General features: G+C 65.6%; 24 protein-coding genes and 2 pseudogenes. 14 read left to right on the top strand and 12 right to left on the bottom strand.

Annotated elements, in window-relative coordinates; genetic code table 11:
* Positions 1 to 74 precede the first annotated feature (74 nt).
* Positions 75 to 428 carry a winged helix-turn-helix domain-containing protein gene (locus ACFWDI_RS32225; RefSeq protein WP_385309444.1) on the top strand — a complete coding sequence of 118 codons (354 nt, stop codon included), beginning with the start codon at positions 75 to 77 and terminating at the stop codon, positions 426 to 428.
* Positions 429 to 716: 288 nt separating this feature from the next.
* Positions 717 to 1,835, top strand: a complete 1,119-nt coding sequence (locus tag ACFWDI_RS32230; RefSeq protein WP_385309446.1) for an XRE family transcriptional regulator — start codon at positions 717 to 719, stop codon at positions 1,833 to 1,835.
* Between the two features lie 269 nt (positions 1,836 to 2,104).
* Here the strand turns inward: ACFWDI_RS32230 and ACFWDI_RS32235 are convergent, their stop codons facing one another.
* Complete coding sequence (locus ACFWDI_RS32235; protein WP_385309448.1) at positions 2,105 to 5,977, bottom strand: NACHT domain-containing protein; 3,873 nt, start codon at positions 5,975 to 5,977, stop codon at positions 2,105 to 2,107.
* Between the two features lie 308 nt (positions 5,978 to 6,285).
* Positions 6,286 to 6,519, bottom strand: a complete 234-nt coding sequence (locus tag ACFWDI_RS32240; RefSeq protein ID WP_385309449.1) for a hypothetical protein — start codon at positions 6,517 to 6,519, stop codon at positions 6,286 to 6,288.
* A gap of 292 nt (positions 6,520 to 6,811) precedes the next feature.
* On the opposite strand from ACFWDI_RS32240, the gene ACFWDI_RS32245 reads away from it, so the two are divergent.
* The gene (locus ACFWDI_RS32245) at positions 6,812 to 6,949 is read left to right on the top strand and encodes a hypothetical protein (protein ID WP_385309451.1); all 138 of its coding nucleotides are present in this window, start codon (positions 6,812 to 6,814) and stop codon (positions 6,947 to 6,949) included.
* 904 nt (positions 6,950 to 7,853) lie between these two features.
* On the opposite strand, the gene ACFWDI_RS32250 is transcribed toward ACFWDI_RS32245, so the two are convergent.
* On the bottom strand, positions 7,854 to 8,546 hold the full coding sequence (locus ACFWDI_RS32250; protein ID WP_385309452.1) for a TetR/AcrR family transcriptional regulator: 693 nt from the start codon (positions 8,544 to 8,546) through the stop codon (positions 7,854 to 7,856).
* A gap of 53 nt (positions 8,547 to 8,599) precedes the next feature.
* On the opposite strand from ACFWDI_RS32250, the gene ACFWDI_RS32255 reads away from it, so the two are divergent.
* Together ACFWDI_RS32255 and ACFWDI_RS32260 are read left to right on the top strand one after the other, a co-directional pair.
* Positions 8,600 to 9,718 carry an FAD-dependent oxidoreductase gene (locus ACFWDI_RS32255; RefSeq protein ID WP_385309454.1) on the top strand — a complete coding sequence of 373 codons (1,119 nt, stop codon included), beginning with the start codon at positions 8,600 to 8,602 and terminating at the stop codon, positions 9,716 to 9,718.
* Positions 9,719 to 9,750: 32 nt separating this feature from the next.
* Complete coding sequence (locus ACFWDI_RS32260; RefSeq protein ID WP_385309455.1) at positions 9,751 to 9,894, top strand: hypothetical protein; 144 nt, start codon at positions 9,751 to 9,753, stop codon at positions 9,892 to 9,894.
* A 28-nt stretch (positions 9,895 to 9,922) separates the two neighbouring features.
* Here the strand turns inward: ACFWDI_RS32260 and ACFWDI_RS32265 are convergent, their stop codons facing one another.
* The 3 genes from ACFWDI_RS32265 to ACFWDI_RS32275 all read right to left on the bottom strand — a co-directional run bounded on the left by ACFWDI_RS32265 (position 9,923) and on the right by ACFWDI_RS32275 (position 11,773).
* Positions 9,923 to 10,645, bottom strand: coding sequence for a dienelactone hydrolase family protein (locus ACFWDI_RS32265; protein ID WP_385309457.1), 723 nt, complete (start codon positions 10,643 to 10,645; stop codon positions 9,923 to 9,925).
* Between the two features lie 137 nt (positions 10,646 to 10,782).
* Positions 10,783 to 10,926 carry a hypothetical protein gene (locus ACFWDI_RS32270; protein ID WP_385309459.1) on the bottom strand — a complete coding sequence of 48 codons (144 nt, stop codon included), beginning with the start codon at positions 10,924 to 10,926 and terminating at the stop codon, positions 10,783 to 10,785.
* Positions 10,927 to 10,975: 49 nt separating this feature from the next.
* Entirely contained in the window at positions 10,976 to 11,773 is a 798-nt protein-coding gene (locus ACFWDI_RS32275; protein WP_385309460.1) for a hypothetical protein, read from the bottom strand.
* 870 nt (positions 11,774 to 12,643) lie between these two features.
* Here ACFWDI_RS32275 and ACFWDI_RS32280 point away from each other — a divergent pair.
* Positions 12,644 to 13,453: a S1 family peptidase gene (locus ACFWDI_RS32280; protein WP_385309462.1), complete on the top strand. Its 810-nt coding sequence runs from the start codon at positions 12,644 to 12,646 to the stop codon at positions 13,451 to 13,453.
* Between the two features lie 188 nt (positions 13,454 to 13,641).
* Here ACFWDI_RS32280 and ACFWDI_RS32285 read toward each other — a convergent pair.
* Positions 13,642 to 13,863, bottom strand: a pseudogene (locus ACFWDI_RS32285) (hypothetical protein); the annotation flags it as partial.
* A complete protein-coding gene (locus tag ACFWDI_RS32290) occupies positions 13,860 to 15,107 on the bottom strand; it encodes an MFS transporter (protein ID WP_385309464.1) in 1,248 nt (415 codons plus the stop codon). The pseudogene ACFWDI_RS32285 and the gene ACFWDI_RS32290, both read right to left, overlap by 4 nt.
* Positions 15,108 to 15,230: 123 nt before the next feature.
* Here ACFWDI_RS32290 and ACFWDI_RS32295 point away from each other — a divergent pair, with 123 nt between their 5' ends.
* From ACFWDI_RS32295 to ACFWDI_RS32320, 6 genes are all read left to right on the top strand, one after another.
* A complete protein-coding gene (locus ACFWDI_RS32295; protein WP_385309465.1) occupies positions 15,231 to 16,199 on the top strand; it encodes a LysR family transcriptional regulator in 969 nt (322 codons plus the stop codon).
* 298 nt (positions 16,200 to 16,497) lie between these two features.
* Positions 16,498 to 17,076, top strand: coding sequence for a hypothetical protein (locus tag ACFWDI_RS32300; protein ID WP_385309467.1), 579 nt, complete (start codon positions 16,498 to 16,500; stop codon positions 17,074 to 17,076).
* Positions 17,073 to 17,384: a hypothetical protein gene (locus tag ACFWDI_RS32305; RefSeq protein ID WP_385309469.1), complete on the top strand. Its 312-nt coding sequence runs from the start codon at positions 17,073 to 17,075 to the stop codon at positions 17,382 to 17,384. The genes ACFWDI_RS32300 and ACFWDI_RS32305 overlap by 4 nt, the downstream gene beginning before the upstream one ends.
* A gap of 99 nt (positions 17,385 to 17,483) precedes the next feature.
* The gene (locus tag ACFWDI_RS32310; RefSeq protein ID WP_385309471.1) at positions 17,484 to 17,945 is read left to right on the top strand and encodes a GNAT family N-acetyltransferase; all 462 of its coding nucleotides are present in this window, start codon (positions 17,484 to 17,486) and stop codon (positions 17,943 to 17,945) included.
* A 173-nt stretch (positions 17,946 to 18,118) separates the two neighbouring features.
* Complete coding sequence (locus ACFWDI_RS32315; RefSeq protein ID WP_385309473.1) at positions 18,119 to 18,355, top strand: chaplin; 237 nt, start codon at positions 18,119 to 18,121, stop codon at positions 18,353 to 18,355.
* Positions 18,356 to 18,674: 319 nt separating this feature from the next.
* On the top strand, positions 18,675 to 19,304 hold the full coding sequence (locus ACFWDI_RS32320) for a hypothetical protein (protein ID WP_385309475.1): 630 nt from the start codon (positions 18,675 to 18,677) through the stop codon (positions 19,302 to 19,304).
* 111 nt (positions 19,305 to 19,415) lie between these two features.
* On the opposite strand, the gene ACFWDI_RS32325 is transcribed toward ACFWDI_RS32320, so the two are convergent.
* The 4 genes from ACFWDI_RS32325 to ACFWDI_RS32340 form a co-directional block, all read right to left on the bottom strand.
* Positions 19,416 to 21,215, bottom strand: a complete 1,800-nt coding sequence (locus tag ACFWDI_RS32325; protein WP_385309476.1) for a choline/carnitine O-acyltransferase — start codon at positions 21,213 to 21,215, stop codon at positions 19,416 to 19,418.
* A 26-nt stretch (positions 21,216 to 21,241) separates the two neighbouring features.
* On the bottom strand, positions 21,242 to 22,087 hold the full coding sequence (locus ACFWDI_RS32330) for a class I SAM-dependent methyltransferase (RefSeq protein ID WP_385309478.1): 846 nt from the start codon (positions 22,085 to 22,087) through the stop codon (positions 21,242 to 21,244).
* 69 nt (positions 22,088 to 22,156) lie between these two features.
* Complete coding sequence (locus ACFWDI_RS32335) at positions 22,157 to 23,029, bottom strand: arpA protein (RefSeq protein ID WP_385309479.1); 873 nt, start codon at positions 23,027 to 23,029, stop codon at positions 22,157 to 22,159.
* A gap of 243 nt (positions 23,030 to 23,272) precedes the next feature.
* Positions 23,273 to 23,629: a winged helix-turn-helix transcriptional regulator gene (locus ACFWDI_RS32340; protein ID WP_385309481.1), complete on the bottom strand. Its 357-nt coding sequence runs from the start codon at positions 23,627 to 23,629 to the stop codon at positions 23,273 to 23,275.
* Between the two features lie 155 nt (positions 23,630 to 23,784).
* On the opposite strand from ACFWDI_RS32340, the gene ACFWDI_RS32345 reads away from it, so the two are divergent.
* Together ACFWDI_RS32345 and ACFWDI_RS32350 are read left to right on the top strand one after the other, a co-directional pair.
* Positions 23,785 to 24,378 carry a GNAT family N-acetyltransferase gene (locus ACFWDI_RS32345; protein WP_385309483.1) on the top strand — a complete coding sequence of 198 codons (594 nt, stop codon included), beginning with the start codon at positions 23,785 to 23,787 and terminating at the stop codon, positions 24,376 to 24,378.
* A gap of 100 nt (positions 24,379 to 24,478) precedes the next feature.
* Positions 24,479 to 25,322 (top strand): annotated as a pseudogene (locus ACFWDI_RS32350) (MOSC domain-containing protein).
* Positions 25,323 to 25,331: the final 9 nt, after the last annotated feature.

Genomic DNA, 25,331 nt, shown 5'->3' on the forward strand with positions numbered 1-25,331 from the left:
ACTAGTGCGCACTAGATCACAAGAGGTTTGCGACAGTGCGTTGCAGAGCGCCCTAGGTCGATACGCTCGGAGGCATGAGCCTCGCCGCGAACGACCCCAGGCCCAAGTCCGTGCAGGCTGCCGATGAGCTGCGCAGACGCATCGACGCCGGCAGATACCGGGACGGCAAACTGCCGCCCAGCCGACGACTCGCAGAAGAGTTCGGCATCGCCGGGGAGACCCTGAACAAGGCTCTACGCGTCCTCGTGGCAGAAGGGCGCATCTTTTCCGCAGGCAACCGCGGGTACTTCGTCACTGCGAACGAGAACGACGGTGCCGGCGCTAAGCCGGATGTTGTCGACGACATCAAGGAAATCCGCTCCCAGATTCAGGCGTTGACCGAGCGAGTGGCGGAGCTCGAAGAGCGTGCCGCTTCCGGTGGTGCTTGAACTGGGGACACCATGCACGGACGGGCCACACTGAAATAAGTGACAGGAGAGGGGGCACCGGCTGAGGCAAGGGGACACCGAGCTGTCCCCGAACTGTCCTCTTGCCTGTCCCCCCGCCCCACGGAGCAGACTCGCAGCACGGCACCCGAGGGAGGGCGAATGAGCGACGACAGGCCCGCATGGGCACGGCGCATCACAGCCGAGCGAGCGGCACGCGACTGGTCACAACGTGATGCAGTGCGAGCGCTGCGGGCCCACGCTCCGACTGAGCTACCTGCGGACGAGAGCATGATCCGCCAATGGAAGCGCTGGGAATCCGGCTCCCTACCCAGCGAGTTCTACCGGCCGATCATCGCGGCAGTGTTCGGCACAGTCACGCACGCGCTCTTCCCCGCCCCCAGCCGGCGCGACTGCGACCGCGAGATCCTCGCCGCGAGCGGCATGGAGACCCTGGAGATCGTCAGCCGCCTGAACCGCTCCGATGTCGACGGCGCCACCCTCGATGCGCTGCGGATCACGACGGACCGGCTGTGCTCCGAGTACCCGTTCATGCCGAGCGATCAGCTCCTCATTGAGGGCCGGCAGTGGCTCCGCCGCGTCGTCGACCTCCACTCGAAGAGCCTCACCCTCGCCCAGCACCGCGAAGTGCTCGCTCTCTCCGGGTGGCTCGCCCTTCTGGTCGGCTGCGTCGAGTACGACTCCGGCGACCGCCACGCGGCAGAGTCCACCCGGCGGGCTGCGCTCTCTTTAGCTACGGAGTCAGACCATGCAGAGATCGCGGGTTGGGCGCACGAGATGCGGGCCTGGTTCGCGCTGACGACCGGCGACTACCGCGGCGTGGTCGCCGCTGCCCAGGCCGGCGCGGAGTCGGCTGCCCACCACTCCGTTGCCGTGCAGCTCGCTGCCCAGGAAGCGAAGGCATGGGCTCGCCTCGGTGACCGCCGCCAGGTCGAGGTCGCGCTCGACAGGGGCCGGCGCCTTCTCGAAGGCCTCCCCCACCCGGAGAACCTCGACAACCACTTCGTCGTCGACCCCGCCAAGTTCGACTTCTACGCGATGGATTGCTACCGCCTGGTCGGTGAGGACAAGCTCGCCCGCACCCTCGCGAACGAAGTCCTGCGCGCCGGCACCGACTTCGACGGCACGGAGCGCTCCCCGATGCGCAACGCGGAGGCCCGCGTCACCTTGGGTGTGACAGCGGCCCGCGAGGGCGACCTCGAACAGGCCCTCGTCCATGGCGAACGGGCGCTTCAAGGCGACCGCCAATCGGTACCTTCCCTGATCATGACCAGCCGTGAACTGGCCGCGGTCGTCCGCGATCGCTACAGCTCAGAGCCGACGGCACAGGACTACCTGAACCGCCTAATTGAACTGGGGCGAGCGAAGCCCGGCTTCCTCCCCTCATAGGAAACGTCCCTGCCCCATCAAGGCGGCTCGCTCCCCGGCTCACCAACCGGTCCCGACGCTCTTGTCTCCGCCCCGCTCTGGGTCCCAGCTCCGCCGATCGCCGGCTAAAAGCCAACAGACTGGTGATGGGGAACACCCGCTGTGACTGGGGCGGTCGGCTCCGCGGCTTTACGCAGCCACGATGGAGCGAACATCGAAGATCGGGGCCCACATCGGGCTCATGCGGGCAGTCCATGGAGTCCCCGACCCTTCATACGCCTGGAAGGCCGTCAGGTCACCGGAACTTCACCCAGCCCGCTGGGATCTTGCCCAAAGACCTCCACTAGACGCTCCATTAGCATCTGACGTAGCTCGGGCTCGCTTGTAAGTTCTTCAGCACACATCAGAGAGAAGACCCGACTTAGATGTGAGCGGCCGGGGGAAACTCCGCGAATTCCTTCCATCACGGGGATACGCTGCCCTGATGCTGCGCGGGACAACATCTCATCACACAGAGTGCGAGCCTCAGCCCTGGACTCAGGTTCCCCAAAAACAGCGGCTACCAGCAAGCTTATGACCTCTGCATCACTATCAAGTATGGCTTTTCTTGAGATATCCGACGCCCTCCACATGCTCCAATATTCTGGCTCACGCCAAACCGTAGCCGCCTCATGTCTTGCTGAAATGGCAAGACGAGCAATACCCCAACGGCTGGGATCTTGCATCCAAATAGAGAGCAGCATCTTAATTCGTTCGGAAGAGCATGTCGAATGAAGCTTGCCACCTTGTTTACCCGCAAAATCCAAACAATCGATCCAAGGATCCATCGCTTGCACATCAATGTATTCCATCCAGCCCACATTGAAATACTTGTGATGGGAGGCATCCTCCAGAACCAGGCGAGTCACAGACGGCCCGACTTCATCAACTAGCCCCCCATTCGCATGGGCCCCTACAAAGAATAGACTAAGCAGCCATGATGCAAACGCCTGCCGAACCCCATCCGACCTCACACGGGCTTCGCCATAGCTAGCAAATATCTCCTTGATCGAATCAAGTGTTGCCGATTGAGGATTCGGAATCATATACGATCCGCGAGCCGCGGAAAGAGGGTAAAAATCCACCCCTTCACGGAAGTGATCTTTCATGCCATTAAGAAATGCCTGCCAGTGAATCTGACCAGCCCAAGAACCTTCGAGCTCCTCCCAATCGCTCAGATCGCCGTACTCTCCAGACTCAACGGCGCTCGCCGCTTCAAGGATCCCTGGCTCTTCTACCAGCACTTGTGTCACGACCCATGGGAGGCAATTCGAGATCGCCAATAGATCCCCTGGCCGGTTCGAGGCCGCTCGCAGAAAGACAGCAAGACTCTCGGCTCCGGGGGCAATCCCAAAGTCAGCAAGTTCATGCATCAGATTGCGCTTTGGAGGGTTTGATCGAGCAAGCCGTTGCCAGACGGATCGAGATGAATTGATCTTGCGTAGCTGCGCGTCGAAACCCAGGCTTTCTTCAGGAGAGGAAATCGCATCAATGACTCGCGTCTGCTGTCGAATAGCACTTCGAAATGCCCTCACCCATTCTGGTGCCGACATTCTAGTGGTGGCTTTAAGGGCGGCACGACCTCTACCGCGATCTGATCCGACGACGGCATCTACCACGTCTTGAAGAGGTGCATCGACGAGGCAATCTTGAGTGAGACTATGAAGCGTCAAACTCCCAGTCTTGTACGCGAGCTTAAGTGCATCCTGCTTCACTTGATCTGAAATCTTGTCATAGAGAGGAGCAATAAACCTTTTCAGTGTGGAGCGAGTTGCGCGAGATAGATCATCACGCCGGGAAAGCACACTCAGCGCATATAGAAGACTCAAATCGTCGACTTTGGCCCGGCCCTGCAGTCTCCCTTCAGCCAACTGGACGACTACATCAATCATTTCCTCAGCAATACATGACGGGACCGTGCGGACGTCAGCGTCCGGTGGCAGCTGAAAAAGCTGTACAGCCTGATCCGTTAGCGATTGAAGATAGATCGGTGATCTAACTATCCCGTCCGATAGAATGGCTACGGCCAGACGAGAGCCAGCCCAGATCGCTTTCTTGACTTCCCCATGCTCGACAGAATGACTGTTGAGTTCAGACACCAAGGCAATTACGGTATCACGCAAGGTTTCTCGTTTGGAGAAAATATGCCCCAATGCGAAAAGTAACGTATTGCGCCAATGTGAACTGGAGGCAATTCGACGAAGACTATTCGATATTTGAGCCTCCGTTCCATGCATGATCCCTTGGCCAGCCCAGAATTCCTGCAGAGATCTGATCTCGAACCCGATTTCATCAGATCTAGTCGATACGAGAAAAACGAGCCTGTCGGTAGCCGTCTTTATAACTTGCTGACAGAGAGAGGAAAGCGAATCACCCTTGTGGCCTTCCTGCTCCAATCGAGCACGCACGATCTGACCTAGTTCATCCGCCGAGAGCGTGGAGTGGGTTTCTCCGGAGTGTTCACTGCGAGTTTGAAGGAGGAGGCCAACCTGTGCATGAATGGCGTCGACGTCCGATCGGCGATCACGCAACAGGGCACTGGCCTGGCTATCTTTTTCGAGTTCCCTCTCGTAGATCACACGGTAGTAGTCAGCAAAGAGGTTGTATCTATCTTTTGGCGCTTGCCCAACACGCTCAAGTAGTACGGCCAAGATAGTCACTTGCAATGGCGTGGTCATGAGCCGCGACGTCGCCGGCTCGGCATAGGCTCGCTCCAATCTTTCGATCAGCCGGTCAGTTCGATCGCTCTCAATACTATGCCGAGCGATAGCCAGCTTTTTCCCATAGCTCATCGCAATGTCTCGCGTCAAAGGAGTTAATTGCAGATGTTTGTAATAGTGAGGAGAGAATTCATCGGTATAGCCCTGTGGTCGCGTCGTCGCGACAACAAAAATATCAGCGTTTACTGCTGAGGATTCGATGAGGAAGTCGTCGATCAGGGATAGAACTTCGCTCCGATTGCTGGCTGCGGGGACCTCGTCGAGACCATCCAGCACAACAAACCAAGGATAGGTGGCTAGCCAGCCACGCAACTGATGAGCACTAACTGACGTGGTAGTCCTACTAGAGATGGTCTTGGCCAAATAGCCAAGCAGCGACGTGGATTCACCTTTCGCAACATCATCAGCAAGTCGAGTCAATTGAATGTTTACCGGCCATCGACGGTTTTTCGGTTGCACAAGCCCCTCCTGCTCCATCAGACCTGAGATCTTGGCGCAGGCATCCTTGACTTTGCCGAACTTCCCAGCAGGAGTCTCGGAAACGAGTGCAGATCGATACATCTGGCAGGCGAACTGCGTAATGGTTGTTTTGCCCTGTCCGGGACCTCCGATGAGGACAAATCTTTGATCGTCGGAGCCATCTCCACCTGAGCGCTTTTCATTGCCGATAGATTCCCGCCCATGATCGGCAGCAGAAATTAGAGATGTCAGAGCCTTTCGGGAAACACCCGCCGAGGCCTCTTCCATTCCAGACCAGAACTCGTACGGAAGATCAATAAAGATTTCGGCTAGCGCAACGCTGCGATCGTCGGCCGAACCCGCCTGATCGAGATTAACGTATCTTTCACGCAAGAGTTCCTTGGCGGTGAACGATATTAGAGCATCAGAGAATTCTCTCTCCGAGTGCACCTGATCAGAAAGAACTTGTGACAATACGTCACCCGGTGTCACCCAGGATGCATACGCTATGCGGACTTCCTGATGGTTGGCTACAAACGTAGAGATGGAATCAGAGTGCCATACGAGCCACCCAGTTAATCCCAACGACTCGGCATGCCGTTTCAGGCATTCGTCGACTCTGTCGATCCCTCCGTCATCCTGCGGGGAAAGTCTCACATTCGTTGAGACAATGTAGTAATTGGGGATGTGTTTTTTTGCAGCCTTCCTTTTGCTCCATCCTTTCATTTCTCCGTCAATCTCACTGATTAGCCAGGTTGCGTCATCTTTAGGCTTGCCGAGTACTTCCTTATATTTGGCCTGAATGACTCCGTAGCCATTCCACTCGTGTCCGTTCGTCCTGATAGGAACGGGCCCATCGAACGTAGCTTCCCTTCCGCCATCGGCTCCGGAACCGAACACGCCTACGCCTGGCCCTAGCTCGGCAACTGCGATGGATTGGGTCAAGTGCTCGAATTCTCGGCTGCCTAGCCGGGTGAGGTCAAAACGCATGCCTCCATGGTGCCCCCAGATTCATGAGCTGTCATGGCTTCGGATCAAGTAGTCAGTTAGCGACTTGGGAGTCTGCCGAGCCTTAGCCCCACCGAACCGGCCGTCCGCACATGAAGCAGCCGCGACACGTCCGCGTGTCACCGTCGTGGTACCCGAACAAGCCTCGTCGTCACCGGCCAGCAGATTCTGGCTAGAGCTACGGATCAGAAGGCGATGTGGGGAGTCAGCCGGCGCACTCGGCGGGCATCACGCTGGGTCGGTCGCTACGCGGAGCGTCGTTCGATGGGCAGATCCAGCGCTTCGTGGTGGTGCCACAGCAGATGACGATCCCCGCGGCGCAGCTCTGCGTCTCCCCACTCAAGGCGCATGACTCCCTTGTCCATCGCACATGCGTAGGCCAGGATCACTAAGCCAATGTCTGGGTCGAGTTGGTTCAGGTCGTCGTGGAACTCCTGCTCCCGTAGTTCTTCGAACCCTAAGTCCAGCTCTCCCTGCATGGGCTCTGGTCCGTGTCGCCGGATCAGGTCAGCGCGGAGGCCAACCGCGCGACGGAGTCGAGCCACCGTCACAGGTACATCTTGCTTCGCATATCGGATCGGGTAAAGAACCTGGCCGGCGACCACCATCACGGTTCGAGCCTGAAGACGTACCGGAGTGGCGCCGGGAAGGTCAGCCAAGCCTGCGGCTAATTCTTCGTATTGGCATGCATGGAGACCATGCCCGTAGGCCTCCAGCGTCTGTGTGCGGACTCCCTGCTGCCCGACTCGTGCCCGCTCATGAGCTCGGACGATGCACAGCGATATCCGTCTCGCCAGCGGGGCAGTCAACTCTCCGAAAACGCTGGCCGCCCATGACGATGCGGCGTTCGGTTTCACCATCACCGTTCCCCTCGCACGTGTGGCGCTGGCAGAGGTTGCGAAAATCTGACAGTGGCTCACCATCGCGCTCGACGCAAGGGCGCATGACGGGAGCTACCAGCGCAGGCGAGCAGCATTGGCGAGCTTGTACAGAGATCACACACGTGGACACGGGCATCGCTGCATCAGCTCTGTCAGTCGCCGCAGCACATCGCCGGAAGTTCGGTGGACAGTCTGTAGAGAGGTCACCGGTTCCATGACTCGGTTTCCTCCGGAGCCGTGCGCGAGGTGGCTAGCTGCGCGGCTCACCCCAGAGGTCCAGGCCACTCAATGAGCGCCGGATCACCGAGAGCCAACACGTCCGGATCAAGCCCAGCCCTGCGCAAGAACTCCAACAGGTCAGCCGGACCCATCGCGAGTCCCGCGACCTGGTAGCCAATCATCACCCGCCGGCCTCCCGTCCGGGAGGGCGGGTGCACGATCACCGGTGGGCGTCCGGACACGACCCCAGCGTGCACCGGAATCTCCTCAGACGCTCGCCCGATGGCGACGCTACGTCGGGCCGTCGTGGGGCCGTGGAAGGTCGCTCAAGGCTGGCCAAGGACGACACTCAACGACGGCCCCGCCGCAGGTGGGAGGGTCGCCCGAGATGATCGCCCCCGGCCAGAAACCCGGCGCATCAGTTCTACGACATCTAAAGATCAGGTCCGGGCGCGCTCCCTTGTGCACCGTGTGTGCACCGCCCGGCCGATCCTCTGACGTGACGTCAGCAGCAGTGATGGCTGCCACCCCGAACCGGGGTGGCAGCCCTCACTCGTTCCGGCCCGCGAGGAGGATCGGACCGGATTTTGACGGTAGCCCGGCGGGGTTGACGACGGTTCGGTGACGGCGGGCCCGGTGCGGTTGGCGGCTCTACGTCGTACGGCCCGTGGACACCGACCCCGGCCTCGCTCACGTTCGGCAAGAGCTGAGCGTCACGCCGGCGGCCGGGTGAGTTTGGCGGCCACAGCGTCGAGTACCCAGTCCAGGCCGGTCGCGAAGGATGTCTCGGCGTCCACGTCCGTGCCGTCGTACACGGCCTTGGTCAGCGCCGGGAAGCGGCCCGTGGCCAACATTCTCGTCACATGCGGGCCGGAGGCGCGCTGCCAGTCGCGCTTGGACAGGCCCGTGGCACGCTCGGCCCGCAGGTTCGCGATCTCGCGCCTGATCGCGCCAGTGAAGTAGGCGCCGACAGTCTCCACGGCGCGCATGACGGTGTCGAGGTCGGCGAGGCCGTCGAGGGCGGCCAGCGTGGCCTCGGCCACGGCGAGGCCGTTCGGGCCCAGGGCCGGACGGCCGCCGAGCAGGTCGGCCAGCCATTCGTGACGGAGAGCGGCCCGCCTGGTGCGGTGGGCGAGGATGCGCAGCGCCTCCCGCCAGTCGCCGGGCTGCTCCTCGGGGAGAATCTCGGCGTGGACCTCGTCCACCATGAGGTCGAACAGCTCCTCCTTGGTGGAGATGAATCCGTACAGCCGCATCGGGCCGGCGTCCAGCCGGGCGGCGACCTTGCGCAACGACACCGCTTCCAGCCCGCCCTCGTCGGCCAGCGCGATGGCGGCGGCGACGATCCGCTTCCGGTCGAGCGGCACGGGGCGAGTCGGCGGCTCCGGCCGGTCCCACACAGTCATGGTCACATCGTACTGTTGCGATGCACCGTAATGGAGAAATACAGTGTATCGACATGAGACACCGCATCGCAGTGGTCGGGAGCGGTCCTGCCGGCCTTACCTTCGCCCGCGTCCTGCACCGCCATGATTACCCCGTCGCCGTCCTCGAACGCGATCCCGCCCCCGACGCCCGCCCCCCGGGCGGCACGCTGGATCTGCACGAAGGGCTGGGCCAGCTCGCGCTGGACAAGGCGGGGCTGCTGGCGGAGTTTCAGGCGCTGTCTCGTCCCGAGGGGCAGGCCATGCGCATCCTGGACGCGGCCGGGACCGTCCTGCGCGACTGGCGACCCCGTCCAGACGACCGGGCCAATCCCGAGATCGACCGCGGGCAACTCCGTGACCTGCTGCTCGGCCCTCTCGACGTCCGGTGGGGGCGGGGCGTGACGCAGGTGGTGCCGGGGACCCGGGATGGCGTGCTGGTCCATTTCGCGGACGGGCGACAGGAGACGTTCGACCTCGTAGTCGGCGCGGACGGTGCCTGGTCCCGGGTCCGCCCGGCGGTCTCGTCGGTGACGCCGCAGTACACCGGCGTCACCTTGGTCGAGACCTCCCTGGACGACGTCGACACCCGCCACCCTGACCTCGCCCGGTTGATCGGCGACGGTTCCGTGGCTGTGTACGGCGTGAGCCGAGCTCTCGTCGCCCAGCGCAACAGCGGCGGCCACGTCAAGGTGTACGCCCAGTTCCGCGCGCCGCTGGACTGGCACACGAACCTGGACCTGGCCGACGTCGAGGCCGTGCGATCGAGTCTGCTGGCTCTGTTCGACGGCTGGGCCGCTCCCGTCCTCGACCTCCTCCGCCACGGCACCGCTTTCGTCCACCGCCCCCTCTACGTCCTGCCCGTGTCCCACACCTGGACCCACGTCTCCGGGGTGACGCTACTGGGCGACGCCGCCCATCTGATGCCCCCATTGGGGGCGGGCGCGAACCTCGCGATGCTGGAAGGCGCCGAACTCGCCGAGTCCATCGCCACCGGCCCTGGAGATCTGGACGAGGCCGTCCGCGCCTTCGAGGAACAAATGTGGGCACGGGCCGGCAGGTGGGCGAAGATCACGACGGCCGGTCTGGAACGCCTCGTGAGCCCGGACCCCGCCGAAGCCCTCGCCCTCTTCGACCAAGTCCAGCCATCCTGACTGCCAAGCGCGAGAGCACCAGGGAGGCGCTGGTGGCCGAGCGCCGCCCCGACCGGTCGGTACCGCCGATGGCCGGTACCGGCGCGATCGGGACGGTGGTGCATCTGCCGGCCTCCGCCATCGAGGTGGGCCGGGGCCTGTCCTCGATGAGCGGCATGCCGGCCGACAGCGCCTAGCGTCTGTTGCCGGCCTGACGGCCCGGCCTCACTTCAGGTGCCGGTCGTAGAACCGCCCCCCGTCCTCCACCTCGAACCACGGGGTGCCGACGTGCCCGCCCATATTGGCGTGCAGCGTCTTCTCCTTGGTGCCGAAGGCGTCGAACAGGTCCAGGGCCCGTTGCCGGGGGTTTCCTTCGTCGTCCCACTGCAGCAGGAACAGCAGCGGAATGGTGACCTGCCGGGCCTCCTCGCGCTGGGCGCGGGGCACGTAACCCCCGGCGAAGAAACCGGCGGCCGCGATGCGCGGCTCGACCACCGCCAGCCGAATGCCGACGGCGGTCCACCCCGAGTACCCGACCGGGCCGTCGATCTCGGGCAGCGAAAGGAGGGCGTCCAGGGTGGTCTGCCAGTCCGGGACCGCCTTTTCGACCAGCGGGCCGATGAAGGACTCGAAGATCTCGTCGACCGGCTCGCCGGCCTGCATCGCCCGGCGGAGGTCGGCGCGGGCCTGCTCGTCGGCGGCGGAACGGGGCCGGTCACCGCACCCGGTGGCGTCGATGGCGGCCACCGCGTAGCCGTACGCCGCGGTTTGCCGGGCCCGGGCCACCAGCCGGGATTGCCCCTTGGGCAGGCCGTTGTTGTGAGCCATCAGGATCAGCGGGACCGGTGCGGCGGATTCAGGCGTCCACAGGGTGCCGGGGATCTCGCCGAGGGTGAATTCGCGCTCGAGGACGCCGTCGTCGAGGCGCAGTTCAGAAGTGAATTGCATGGTCGTGCCTTTCGGGAGTGCTGTTGAAACGGCGCTCCCGGACGACCTATCGCCCGACCGTGACCCCCGAGGAGAGCACCCATGTCGATACGTTCACGGGTACCACCTCCTCGTTCTCTCGCACGGCCTCCGGAAGATTAACAGTGGTCGCCGTGGTCTGCCCAACGGGTTTTTGCGGAGGCTCCGTTCTTCGAGACCAGTACCGCCTCGGCGAGTTTCTCGACAGCCACACCGGCATGCAGCGCGAACTCGTCGTAGCCACCGCGAACATGGTCGTCCATAGCTCGGTGGGCGGCCTTCTTCGCGCTGCGTACTGATCGCGCCCGTCGCCTACGGCCCTCCGTTGAAGAAGCCGGACTTCAGGTTCCCGATGATGGCGTCGAGTGGATGCCCACTGACGATGAACGGTCCGCTCCAGGGCGCGCTGAGTGCGAAGAGCAACGCCAGGCTCAGCCCGACCACACTCGCAACACCTACGATCAGCAGTGACGTTCGCAGGCTGCTGCGGAAGACCAGTGCGCCGGAGTTCACGATCAAGGCCAGTCCGCTGACCACAAGCGTGACGACGTAGAGCGCGGGAACGTCGCGCGAGGCGGCCGCAACGCGGGCGCGACGACTACTGGTGACACCGTCCACGGAAACCACCAGCTCCGTGCCTGTCGGGGTTCCCACCTCGGGCCTGGCCGCCTCGGCGCGCACACTCCGCTCCAGCCGTGCGATCGCGCGAGCGGTGGCGGGGTTGTCACCGGACGCCGCTGCTGTAGCCTCCCACTCCCTGGCACGCGTGGTCTGCAAGTAGTCCAGCAGTGCCGCATGGATCGGCTCCGACTGGACTCGCGGACTTGTCGCCGCCCATGCCAGACGGGAGGCCGCGGCCGCCTCGTCGCTCACCAACCCCTCGGCTGCGCGCAGGTAGCCTGCCTCGCTGGCCAGTGTGAGTGCCGCAAAGATCGCGAAGGCAGCGCCGAGTGTCGGCATCAGGGGCGTGGCGATCTGCGGCACCCGATCCCGTTCCTCGACCGGTACGAGCACCCGGACGCCGACCCGCGCCACGGCCGCGACCAGTAAGGCAAGCAAGAGCCCGCCCACAACCAGCACCACCGCCGGCAGCGAGGTCAACCAGTTCACCACATCACCTACAGCGCGTTTCCGCGAGCGCCACACGCCGGCGGCACATCGGCCCCCGCGACCTGAAGCTCATCGTCGATCACTTTTAATGAACGCTCCATGATCACAGGTCGAAGGCCTTTGACGCTCGCGACGCCCGGCACGGCATGTCGTTGCGTTGGCCAGACAGCCGAATACGGCCCAGTACGAGGCTGTACTAACAACGACCGCCGCGCCCGTCTCACTTTCCGTCTCATTCAGCCGCGGGTGAAGCCGTCGGCCAGATCGTTTTCACGGCTGTACTTCGACCTCCAGGTGGGCCCGGCGCCCCTGAAACCTGCCGGCACAGGCGTCACGGCGAGGGCCGTCACCCCGAATTGGGGCTGGCGGCCGACGGCCAAATCGTGGTTCCGCTCTCGCTCGCGCTCACCGGGCCGGGACGGCTGCTGATCGGCACCGTGGACGGGCGGATCCTCGACTGTTCGGTGGTCGGCTCGGCGGCGGGTGTCTCAGGAGTGAAACGCCGTCGCCTCCGCTCACACACCGTGTGCACCGGTTGTGCACCGCACATGTCCAAGCAGCCGCATACATGCAGGTCAGAAGGATTTCCCGCCTCTACTTGTCAGGCTCATCACGCCGAACTGGCGGCTGGATCGGCCGGTATGTCCCCAACAGGCCACAACCCTAGGGAGAGTTGGGGGACTGCGCACTCTTGTCGCCCCGGTCGCTTGTTCCACATAATCGCAGGGCGCTTTGCGGACTCATCCCCCACTGGGTTCGGACGCCTTGCGGCGTGCTGCCGTTTTCCAACGCACTTCATTCGGTGGTGACTTCCGATTCCGGGGTTGGCATGGGCTCGTCATGGGCGTACCCCCCACGAGAGGAAGTCCGTTGAAGAGCTACCTGAAGCACCTCAGGGCGACCACCGCGATCGGTGCCGTCGCCCTCGCCGCCTTCAGCCTCCAGCCCGGCTCGGCCAACGCCGCCTCCGCACCGACCCCACGCGGTGAGGTAGGCGCGAAGGTCGTCGGCGGGACCAAGGCCGATCAGGGTGAATTCCCATTCATGGTCCGCCTGTCCATGGGCTGTGGCGGCGCTCTGTACGCCAAGGACATCGTTCTCACCGCCGCCCACTGCGTCGACGGCAGCGGCCCGAACACCGGCATCACCGCGACGGCGGGCGTCGTCGACCTGGAGGACTCCAACGCGATAAGCGTGAAGTCCACCGAGGTCCTCCAGGCGCCCGGCTACAACGGCAAGGGCAAGGACTGGGCACTGATCAAGCTCGAGAAGCCGATCGATCTGCCGACCCTGCCGATCGCCGGGGACGACAAGTTCAACACTGGCGATTTCGACATCGCCGGCTGGGGCGCGGACAAGGAAGGCGGCGACCAGCAGCGCTATCTGCTCAAGGCCAAGGTCCCGTTCATCGACGATGCCACCTGCCAGACGGCGTACGGCGACCAGCTGACCCCCGGCGAAGAGCTCTGCGCCGGGGTCCTGGACACCGGCGGCGTCGACACCTGCCAGGGCGACTCCGGCGGCCCCATGTTCCGCAAGGACGACGCGGGTGCCTGGATCCAGGTCGGCATCGTCAGCTGGGGCGAGGGCTGCGCGCGCCCGGGCAAGCCCGGTGTCTACACCGAGGTGAGCACCTTCGCGGCGGACATCAAGCAGGCCGCCGACGGGCTGGGCGGCTGACGCCGGTCAGTGGTGTCGAGCAGTTGAGCACCATCGCGTTGGATTGAGTGTGCATCGCCACGCCAAACCCTGACGCGCTGTCAGCAACAGTAGTGAGGGCTGCTATCCCGGATTTCCCGGTAGCAGCCCTCACCGCTGTCACGCGGCTGCCACCCGCTCCATCGCTTCCCCTTCGGAGGAGTACGGCCGACGGGCGTGCCGTCCTGCTCCAGCTGGAACGCGATCCGCGAGGCAGACCCGCTTGCGCTCGCGGCGCATCCTCTCGATCCGGTCGACCGGACGACCAGGGGGCGGTCGGTCTGCCGGTGCGGGGCCGAGGACCGGTCAATCAGTCCGAGCTCGCCGTAGCGGCAGCGCTCGTTGAGCCGGCGGCGCCCTTCCGGGGTGAGCGGGGCGTTGCGGTGAGTCATGCGACCCGGACGTCTTCGGCCGACGCGGCGGGCTCAGGGGCGGACAAATGTATCCGCTTGGGCAGCAAGAACGGGGTGGCGAGCAGGAGAACGCCGGACATGGTGATCGCGGCGAGCGGGCTGGTGAGTGTGGCGAGAATGCCCCAGATCACCATCAGGGCAGCTTGTAGGAGTTTGCTGACGGCACTCCATGTACTGAGGATTTGGGCGGTGTGATCCGCGGGAGTCCGTTGCAGGCGTTCTGTTGCGTAGATCGGATTGAAGATGCCCATGCAGGTGATCAGCAGACCCTCGACGATGATCACGGTGAGGAGTCCGGGGATGCCGGGATGGACGAACGTGAGACCGAGTGGGAAGAGCGATCGCAGCCAGCCGGAGACGATCATGACCCGGTGCCGGCCGTAGCGGGTCACGAGGCGCGCGGAGAAGCGGGCGCCCACGAAGCCGCCGAGTGCCGGGATGCCGAAGGCAAGACCGTATTGCCAGGCCGGGAAGTGGTACTGGCCCAGCAGGAGGACGGACAGGAGCGGGACGGTGGCCATGATCAGGCCGCCGACCAGGATTGAGTTGAGGAACAGGCGCCTTAGTGCGCGGTCGCGGAGGATGAACCGCCAGCCGCCGAGAAGGTCGGCTCCGCGCAACCTGGTGGCCCGGTCGCAGGGTGCCGCGACGTCGCCTCCGCGGATGCGGAGGACCCCGAGCGCGGACAGCAGGTAGCTGAGGGCGTCGGCCATGACAGTGATGACCGGGCCGAGCAACCCTGTGAGTGCTCCACCGAGGGGCGGGCCCGCCGCGGTCGCCACCCAGCTCGTGCCCTCGAATCTCCCGTTCGCCACAAGGAGGTGATCGCTACGGACGAGATACTTCAGATACGCGCCGGATGCGGCAGTGAAGGCGATGCTCGCGGTCCCGGAGATGACCGAGACGACCAGCAGTTGGCCGTATGAAAGCAAGCCGAGGACGTACGCGATCGGGACACTTGCCATCGCGACGAACCGGATCAGGTCCATCGCGATCATCACCGGACGCTTGGCCCGGTGCTCAACCCACGGCCCGAGCGAGAACGCGACAATCGCCGCGACGGCGAGCCCGGCCGCCTCCAGGAGCGACACGGCGAATGCCGGCGAGTGCAGCACTCGAACCGCGATCAGCGGGAACGCGCCGAAGGCAATCCACGTCCCGTACGTACTGACGGCGCAGGCCGACCACAGCCAACCGAAACTGCGCCCCAACTGCACGCGCATGCGACTCCCTCGCGACAACCGATGTTTGGGTCTCTGCATCACACCGGCCGCACCGTCGCGGGATCAAACAACCGACTCCCGGGCGAGCCACAACCATCAGTTGGGCATGCGTATGCTGGATCAATGGAGACCGAGGCGGTGCGATCGTTCGTCCGCGCGGCCGAGCTCGGACAGCTGCAACACGCGGCCGACGAGCTCGGCGTAACGCAACAGGCCGTGTCGAAGCGGATCGCAACCCTCGAGCGCGAACTCGACGTCCGGTTGTTCACCCGCACCGCCCGAGGGGTCGAGCTGACACTCGACGGCCAAGCTTTCCTCCCGCACGCCCGGAACATCATCACGGGTGTCGATCGCGCCATCACCGCGATCAGACCGGGCTCGCGGGCCCTTCGGATCGACGTTCTCGGCCTGCGATCCGCGCAGGCCGTCGTCCTGCACGACTATTGGCGGTCGCATCCCGAAACCGACCTCGACGTGGTGACCCTCAGGGTCAACGACCCGCGCGTGGCGGTCACCGCCGTCCAAGCCGGCGATATCGACGCCTCGTTCCGCTCGGTCACCGACCCGGCCACACTGCCGCGCGACGTGCAAATGATCCACGCGTTCGACTCCCCGCTGGAACTCCTCGTCGGCCCGAGGCACCCGCTCGCCTCCGCACGAACACTGACACCGTCCCAGCTGCGCCGGCACCGGATCTGGGTGCCGGGTATCGCGCCGCGAAGCGAATGGGCAGAGTTCTACGATCAGCTCGCCACCGACTTCGACCTCCGCATTGACGCCGCGGGCCCGAACTTCGGCAACGAGGTACTCCTCGACATCCTCGCGGACTCCGCAGACGTGGCAACCCTCGTAGGCTCGCGCGACCGGTACATCTGGCCGACGAACTACGACCTACGCCGCATCCCGATCGTGAATCCGACGCTCGCATACCCGCTCTCGCTCATCCTCCCCCGAGCGAATCCACACCCAGGACTCCGGGCAATCATCAACCACTTCGGAAGCCTGGCACCGCTCCCCGAGACAGCCTGGCTCCCATCCTGGGCAACGACACCACGCCGCACCGACGGAAACATCGAACACACCCGCCGCTGACGGTCGCCAGCAGCAGCACACTGCCGACACGACCAGCCGAACGCACCCGTAGCCAAGGTGACTCGATCGGTCGGTGCGGCAAGCCATCGTGCCGGCCAACTGAACCCCGTGTTCGACTGCCAGGGCTGCTTGGCTACTCACCTGGATCTGAGTAGTCACCCCCACGCGCCGTGCGTCCCCGGCCCTCTAACCTCCGCACCATGAGTTCCGTTCAGCCTGCCACCTGCACCTTCCGCCCCGCATCGATGTGGCGCGTCTCTCGCATGGCCGCCACTACGGCCGGCGTGGGGGCCGACGGATGCTGAAGAAGCACTCCGTTCGTTCGATTCTGTGGCTCATCGGCGTCCTGCTCGTCGTGGCCGTGACCGTGACCGTGACCGTGACCTGCTACCGCGTGTGGAACGGGGAGCCATATCCGGCGAGCGACCCTGACCAGGTCGCCACTCGGCTCAAGCAGGAAGCCCAGCGGGTGTACGACGAGGTGGCCCTGCCCGGGCCGCCCGACGTGAGCTCCCGCGTGGAAACGGGCACCTGCTACTACCGCGGGCTGCGGTCCATCGCCCACATAGACCAAGGCCGCAGCGACGTGCGCAGCTTCGGACTCGAATGGCGTGTGACGGACGTCCCAAGGAACACCGCCCGCAGCGGCCAGGAGCGCGTACGCCGGCGGCTGGAGCAGGAGGGCTGGAAGCTCACCAGCGAGAACGTCTCCGACCTGGGCTTCAGGTTCGAGCGCCCGGACACCGACGAGATGGTCGATGTGGACTGGTACGAGCCCACCGGAACGCTCGCCGTCAGCGTTTACGCACCGTGCGGGAAGCTCCCGGGCGGCTTCGACGAGTACGAATGGCCGGAGTCCGAGTGGAGCCCCAAGTGACGGCGCCGCAGGGGCGCACCGGCACCTGCTCGCTGCTCCTGGGCGTCGGCGCCGTGGCCATGTTCGGATGCCCTTGGCTGCCGTCCGCCGTCTCGTCGTGGATCCGGATCTTCCCCGTTTACCTGATCGTGCCTGTCGGGATCTGTGCGGTCGTCTCCGGCGTGGGGGCTCTGCGCGACATGAGGGGGAAGGAGGAGGCTGACCGCCACCGCGCGCGGGCCGGAATTGCTCTCGGCTCGGTGGCCATCGTCGTGCCGGTGGCCGTCGTCGCCTGGGCCTGCTGGGCTCTCAGCGACACATATGGATAACTGAGCGGAGAAACCTGAGTAATCCGAAGCCCGGACCCACGGCGGCGCGATCCCGAATCCGGATGCGCCAGGATCACTCATCTGCGATAGTCGCGCGCTGTGAACAGTGCTGAGCTTGTTTTTCGGCGTGCGGATGACTCCGATGCGGCCGACATAGCCGAAGTGTGGCTGCGTTCCTTCACCGCTGCGCTGCCGACCGTGCGCCGCGCGCACAGCGACGATGAGGTGCGGGACTGGTTCTCCTACGTGGTCGTGCCTCAGTACGAGACCTGGGTAGTCGTCGCCGAGGGCGCCGTGGTCGGGCTCCTGGTACTCGATGGCGGAGAACTGGAACAGCTTTACCTCGATCCCTCGTGGCGCGGCCGGGGTGTGGGCGACCGGTTCGTGGAGTTGGCCAAGCAGCAGCGGCCCGATGGACTGGGGTTGTGGACGTTCCAGGTCAACGGACCAGCGCAACGGTTCTACGAGCGACACGGCTTCATCGCAGTTGAGCGCAGTGACGGACTGCGCAATGAGGAACGTGAGCCGGACATTCGCTACGCCTGGCAGCCCCAGGAGTAGGACTCACCGAGGTGATGGGTCACGCGGCCACGGCTTATGCGCAACCCCGAGCTGAACTGTGGGCCCCAGCCCTGCTCGTTCACCGACTCGCCCACCAAGGAGTGAACGACTCGGTCATACAAGGCAAGTGCTATCGGATGAGTTGGCACGACCTCAACCGATAGGAGATCAGCATGAAAATCCGATCAATGGTTGCCGCTGCCGGCCTGGTTGCCTGCGCGCTCCTGGGCGGCGCCGGTGCCGCCGTCGCCGACAGCGGGGCCAAAGGCGTCGCCGCAGGCTCCCCGGGCATCGTCTCGGGCAACGTGATCCAGGTTCCGATCCACGTCCCGATCAACCTCTGCGGCAACACCATCGACATCATCGCGCTGCTGAACGAGGCATCCGGCAACACCTGCGTCAACGACTGACAAACCGCCCCGCCTGTGGTGCCGCGCAATGCTCCTCGCGGCACCACACCACCGCGTCCGAACCGAAACGCCCCGCGGCGTACCAGAGTTACCCGAGCAATCTCCGTCGCCGAGGTTCGAGTACTTCGACGGCCCCGGTGCGCGACCGGGCTCAATTACACGCAATGTGCGGACGAAAATCAGTTCATCATGAATATGTCGATTGCTCCGAGTTGTCGAAAATCGGCGCGTTTCGATCGTGCGTGACGATCGATCGGCCGCGTACGGGCCAAGCTCACCCTTGGGTTCGGACAAAACGATTGAATCAAGGAGCAAATGCATGATTCCTGACAACAGGACAGGGCCCGTGCTGGGGCCGCTGCCACGTCGAGACAAGTGGCTGGCCGGCAGCACGATCGCCTCGCTTGCGCTGGTCCTGGCAGCCGGGGTGATCAGTCCCGTCGCGGCCGCGGCTCACAACATGGGCGAGCGGGTGAGCGCGTCGAGCGGTCCGAGCGGCGTACTCGATGCGTGCACGGACGTGTCGCAACTCGGCGACAAGGACAACTGCAGGAGGGGTGCGACCGGCCCGACGGGCGCGACGGGTCCGACGGGCGCGCAGGGTGTGCCGGGTACGCCGGGCGGGCCCACAGGTCCGACGGGCGCGCAGGGTGACCCGGGTACGCCGGGGCCGACCGGCCCCACAGGTCCCGCTGGTACCGGCGGCACCACTGCATACTGGGGACCACTCGTCACCGTGCCTGCGGGTGGTTCCGCCCAGAGCACAGCCCAATGTCCGTCCGACCACGAGGCGGTCTCCGGCGGTTGGTACACCCCCAACGCTGGGGTTGTGCCGGGTATCTCCTGGCGGACCACGACCGCCACCCCCGACGACAGCTGGCAGGTCGTCGGCGACAACCCAACCCGCAGCGCCAAGAGGATTCAGGCCATCGCGTATTGCTCGCCCTGATGGCGTAGCGCAACGCAGCATGCGGACCTCAGCCGTGTGCGGGGGGGCCGACTCCGTCAACGAGTCGGCCCCCCGGGCTTGGTCAGCCCGCCTTGGCCCGTCCCGGGCCGTTCAGTCCTCCGACCCCTCGGACGACACCAGCTCCCGCAGTTCGGCCACCGCCTCCCGGAGCCGGTCGGCGAACGTCCGCATCTGGTCGGCCACCGCCAGCGGCGTGCTCAGGTAGAGGTTGAAGCGCTCGGGCAGCAGCACATACGCCACACCGATGCACCTGCTGCTGGTCGAGCCGAAGCCGAAGTACTGGATGTTCTCGGACGGCGCGGAGCTGGTGCTCAGGTAGTCGTCCCGCATCGTCAGCCAGCCCGGCGTCCGGTACAGCGCGGGCTGCTCGGTCACCCCGAGCTCGGCCCCGCGCCGCCGCTGGATCAGCTCCAGCTCCCACAGGTGCTGCTCGGGCACCTGCCCCGACTGGCACTCCTTCGCGCGCGCCACATGGCCTTGGGCGGCGGCCCGGAACGCGGCGCGCCGGGTGTCCGCATCCGTCGCCGGGTCGTCCATCGCCGCCACGAACTCCCGCATCTCGGGGGTGACGACGCGCATCGCCTCGGTACGCCCGTGCCGGTACTGCCGGGTGGCGATCGACTCGTACGTGGCGCCCAGGTGCCCCTTCGCGCGCTGGTGGGCGAGCTGGTAGGCGACCTGGACGAATGCGTCCGGCGACACCCCCAGTGCCTTGATCGCGCTGCTGCCGAAGTCCGCGAACGACACGGTGCTGGTCGCGGTGTTCTGCCCGTACGCCGCGAACGCGTCGGCGGCGGAGCGCACCTGGGCCCGCAGGGCGTCGTCCAGCTCGAACACGATCGGCTCCAGCGCCGGCAGTCCCTGGGAACGGGCCCCGGACTGCTGTGAGTGCTCCTCGGCCGGGGCGCTGAGCAAGGCGTCGGTGAAGCTGAGGATGGTGGTCCCGTCCAGCTCGCAGTGCTCGACGTTGATGCCCGCCCGGCCGTCGGCGAAGACGACGAGGGACACGGCCTTGTCGAACCAGCGGTTGCCGCGGTCGCCGTACAGCAGCTGGTCGCAGGTGTCCTGGGTGTCCGCGGGTGCGAAGTCCTCCAGCGCCACGCAGAACAGCGCGGTCTCGACGTCGTCCAGCGCGTCGGCGTTGCGGGGGTGGCGGGCGAGGAGGGACTCGCGGGCGGCCGCCCACTCCGCGCGGGCCATGGTGGTCAGATGGCCCACCGAGGTGTCCGCGCCGGCCGGCTCGGCGGCGGACTTCATCACGGCGCGCAGCCCCGCCTCGAGGTCGTCCAGGCTGTGCGGGACACCGTCCGAGCCCAGCACGTCCAGCCGGAACATGTTGCCCCGGAAGAACACCACGATGTGCCGGGCGTCGGACGGGCCGGGCCACTGGTCGGTGTAGGGGGCGCGGACGGTGTCCTGCTGCGCGCCGGGGATCCGGGTGGTGGAGAACAGGAACTTGTTCTGCACCATCGACTGGGGCGCTCCGCGCTGCACCACCGGCGGAATGAGCTCCTGATCGAGCTGCCGCTTGTAGTTGAGAGCCCCGGCGATGAGCCCGGCCGCCCGCTCCACCTGCGCCTGGCCGGAGTCCTGGAAGAGGAAGAAGAAGTTGGCGTTGAGCGCGATCCGGTCCCGGCGGCCCAGGTAGCGGTAGGGCCAGAAGGTGTCGAGCCAGCTGTGCACGCCCTCGGTGGCGTTGTACTCCTCCAGCGCCGCGTGCAGCACCCGGCCGGGGCCGTCCGGCCGGAGGAAGGCGGCCACCTCAGCCTCGGTCGCCGCCCGCTCGTCGGCGCTCAGCAGCGGCGCGGACCAGGCGAGAAACCTCTCACAGCTCGCCTCCAGAGTGGGCAGGGGTACGCGCGGCAGGCTGTCCTCCTGGGCGAAGGTCACGTTGCCTGCTACGTCCTGACTGATCTTCAATTCCGCTCTCGATTCGGATCGTTGGGACCTGGGATGTCGTGGGGCCGGGAAAGGAAGAGCTGTGCGTACATCCAGCCTTCCGCTTCCAGGCCCCGCGCATCCACTCCGGCGGCCGACATGCGCTCGAGTACGAGCGCCTGTTCCTGCGAAGAGGCGAACCGCCGCTGCTTGAATACCTCTTCGACACGAATGGTCCGGTAGCCCAGCCCTGCCAGTGCGCGCTCGACGGGGTCGAACGGGAACATCCGCAGCACGAAGTGCGCCATCCAGGGCCGGCGGGTGCCCTGTGCCTCGATGACTCGTCCGAGCGTCCGCTCGGTGACATAGCCGAGGCAGCCCGTCGAGATCACCAGGTCCGTCCCGGCGAACTGGGCGCGCTGGCGCGGTGTGGGCTCGTGGTCCTCCAGGTCGGCGTGCACCGCGTCGTCGAGGAACCCGGCCTCGAGCGCGTAGGACAGCGCGCTGCCGGAGGTGTCGAGGCCGACAAAGCGGATGGGCTGGGCGGGTCGGCGCAAGCGGGACAGCTCCCGGTCGCGGGCCAGCAGGGCTTCGCGGCTCTCCCCTTCGCGACCCTCGTCGTCGTAGCGCGCGTACAGCTCGTCCATCGTCGCGTCGTACTTCAGCAGGGCTGCGTTGATTCCGTACGAGCAGCCGATGTCCAGCACTTTCGGCACCGTGACGTGCTGGGACTCCCGGTACTCCTTGATGAGCTTCGCGAAGTAGGGCTTGGCCTGTTGCGGAACGCAGTAGCCGAGCGGGCGCAGTAGGCGGAAATAGCTGCGGGGATCGGGCTGGGTGTAGATGTGGTCGAGCGAGACTTTTCCGGTCGCGTCGAAACGCACAGGGCTTACTCCTCGGTCGATCTCAGAGTGGGGAAACGGCCTGCGACGACTGCACTCCTTCGCGGTCTGCTAATCCAGCAGTAGGTCGCCCCGGACGGCCCGGCCCTCGGCCGCCAGGTGCTCGGGCAGTACCCGGCCGAAGAGCTGCCGGGTCCGTGCGACGCTGCCGATGACTCCGGGGCGCTCGCTGTACGCGAATATCGCGGAGTGGCGCGCGACCTCGCCCCGCACGGGGCTCACCCGGTGCAGCGAGTAGCGGCCCTTGAACAGTTGCAGGTCACCAGGTTGCAGGGAGAGGCGCCTGGTCAACCGCTCACCCCGGCCGTCCAGTACGTCCCGGACGTCGTCGAAGCTCTCGTCGTGCGCGGACCTGATGTTGGGGCAGTATTCGAAGACGCCGCCGTCCTGCGCCTGCCGGGTGAGCATGCTCACGGTGAACTCGTTGGTGTCGAAGTGCCAGGGATGCTCCATACCCGGCGCGACGACGTTGAGAACCAGCCCGGAGAGCGGGTCGGCCAACTCGTGCAGCTGCGGCAGTCCGAAGCAGCGGGCGACGAAGCGCTGGAACACCGTGTGCGAGTAGAGCAGGCTGATGACGGAGTCTGCGGGGACGCGGTCCCGCGCGACGAACGCGTTGCCCCGCTGGAAGGTCCTCCGGCCGGGGTGGTCCTCAGGCAGAGCCGAGTCCACCGCGATGTTGTAGACGTTGACCGTTTCGACGTCGAAGTGTGCCCGGGGGGCGATGGCCGAGCACTCCTGTTGCAGCACATCTCGGAGCGACGGGCGGATGAAGTCCGGCAGTACGGTGCAGCCGAGTGTCGACAGTTCGCGCCGGGCACGGGCAACCACGGCCTGTCCCTCGGCGCTCTCGAGTTCCGGCAGGGGATACCGAGCCGTGTCGACCACCTGGTCGAGCAGCGTCATGGCTTCCAGGGTGCTCATTCGATCCTCTCCACGTACGGGCAGACCGTCTCGAGCCGGATGCCGCCGCCGGCCCGCGGTTCCGCCTCCGGCGCCCTCGCGGGGCGACCGATGCGGTCCGTCGTGCCGTCCGGTCCTCATCCCCGGCTCAGCAACTCCACTGAGGAGTAACACAGTTGAAACTCCCACAGCACCGCCCGGGTTGTCTGTGACACGTCACACTGCGCCGATGCGGCACACTCGTTCCGTGAGGAAGCTCGGCACCTAGGACTGTGGCTGGTGAGTGTCCACCGAGCCCGCGAGGATGTTCTCCCGTCCCCAGGCGCCGAGCGGCGCCAGCGCGTCGTTGAGTGAGACCCCGAGCGAGGTCAGCGAGTACTCGACGCGAGGCGGTACCTCGGCATGGACCTCGCGATGCACAATGCCGTCCGCCTCCAACTCCCGCAGATGAGAGGCGAGAACCTTCTCGGTCACGCCCGGAACCAGCCTGCGCAGTTCGCCGAAGCGGCAGGTCTGTTCGTTGAGCGCCCAGAGGATCAGCACCTTCCACTTCCCGCCGACCACGTCCATCGCCGCGTCGATCCCGCAGACGTACGCCCCTGGTCTCCGTACGGTCCCCATGCCCCACCCCTCCCGCCCGCTTGCCCCGGGGTAACTACCCACTTGGAACTGCATACTTGATCGTTTCGGGGCCCGCGGCAAGCCTAATCGGTAGGACATCGCACTAGTGCAAAACAGGATTGCGGCTAGTGCAGAAAGTGGTTACGGTTCGAGCCATGCCTGCCCAGACACCTTTGCCTGTGACACTGACCGGCCGCCATGTGCGCCTCGAGCCGTTGACGATGGAGCATCTCGGCGACCTCTTCGCCGCGGGCGGCGGAGACGACGAGGTCTGGCGCTGGCAGGGCGGCCCGACGCCGCATACGCAGGACGAACTCGGCTCCAAGCTCGGTGAACTGCTTGAAGCCGCGGAGCACGGCACGTACATACCGTTCGCCGTCATCCATCGCGCGACCGGCCGGGCGGTCGGCTGGACCACGTTCATGGACGTCGACGCGGAGAACGAGCGTCTGGAGATCGGCTGGACCTGGTACGGGCGCGCGTCCTGGCGCACGGCGGTCAACACCGAGGCGAAGCTGCTGTTGCTGACGCACGCCTTCGAGGAGCTGGGCATGGGGCGCGTCCAGTTGAAGACGGACCATATGAACCAGCGGTCGCAGGCCGCCATCGCGCGTCTGGGGGCCCGGCGCGAGGGTGTGCTGCGCCGCCACCGTCGACGCCCGGACGGTACATGGCGGGACACCGTCTACTTCTCCCTCCTCACGGAGGAGTGGCCGGCCGCGAAGGCGCGCCTCAGCGCCCGGATCTGACCTGCCGAGTCGCGAGGCGGCGATCCGCCGGAGGCGGTGACCGTCTCGGGGCCTTGACCGGGGATCGCCACGCCGCCGCGCGCACGTACGATCGACCGGCATGGGGATCACTGTGCAGAAATTGACGTACTACCCGGTGAAGGGCTGCGCCGGCACGGAAGTCGACTCCGCCCGGGTCGGCGAGACGGGGCTCGAGCACGACCGTACCTTCATGGTCGTCGACGCCTCGGACGGTGCATTCCGCAGTCAGCGCACGCTGCCCGCCATGGCCGCGATCCGGCCCGAGATCGTCGACGGAGGTGCGTCACTGCGGCTGTCCGCCGACGGGGTCGAGAGCGTGCTGCTGGCGGTCGACCCGGACGGTGAGCGGCGGCCGGTGAGCATGTTCGGGCGGGCCATCGGGCAGGGCGCGGACCAGGGGGATGCCGCCGCGGAGTGGTTCTCCGAGGTGCTGGGGGCGAAGTCCCGGCTGGCGCGGGTGCCTTCGGACTTCGACCGGGACCGGCTGGGGCGAGACGCCGGGCAAGGTCGGGTTCGCGGACGCGCATGCCGTGCTGGTGGCGTCTCAGGCGTCGTTGGACGGACTGAACGCGCGGATCGCGGAGCGTGGCGCGGCTCCGGTGCCGATGGACCGCTTCCGGCCGAACATCGTCCTCGACGGCTGCGCGGAGCCGCACGCCGAGGACGAGATACGACGGCTGGAGATCGGGACCGTCCGGCTCGCCTACGCGGTCCGGGCGATGCGGTGCAGTGTCCCGCTGGTCGACCAGCTCACAGGGCTCCGCGTAGGCCCCGAGCCGATCCGTACGCTCGCGACGTACCGACGGGAGCCGGAGTACCAGAACAAGGTCAGCTTCGGCATGAAGGCGGCGGTCCTCGGGCACGGGACGTTGAGCGTCGGCGATGCGGCAGTGCCGACGTGGGCGCCCGGGGCCGCTGCCTGAGCGATCGCC

It is taken from the genome of Streptomyces sp. NPDC060064, from assembly GCF_042736455.1.
Classification (GTDB): Bacteria; Actinomycetota; Actinomycetes; order Streptomycetales; family Streptomycetaceae; genus Streptomyces.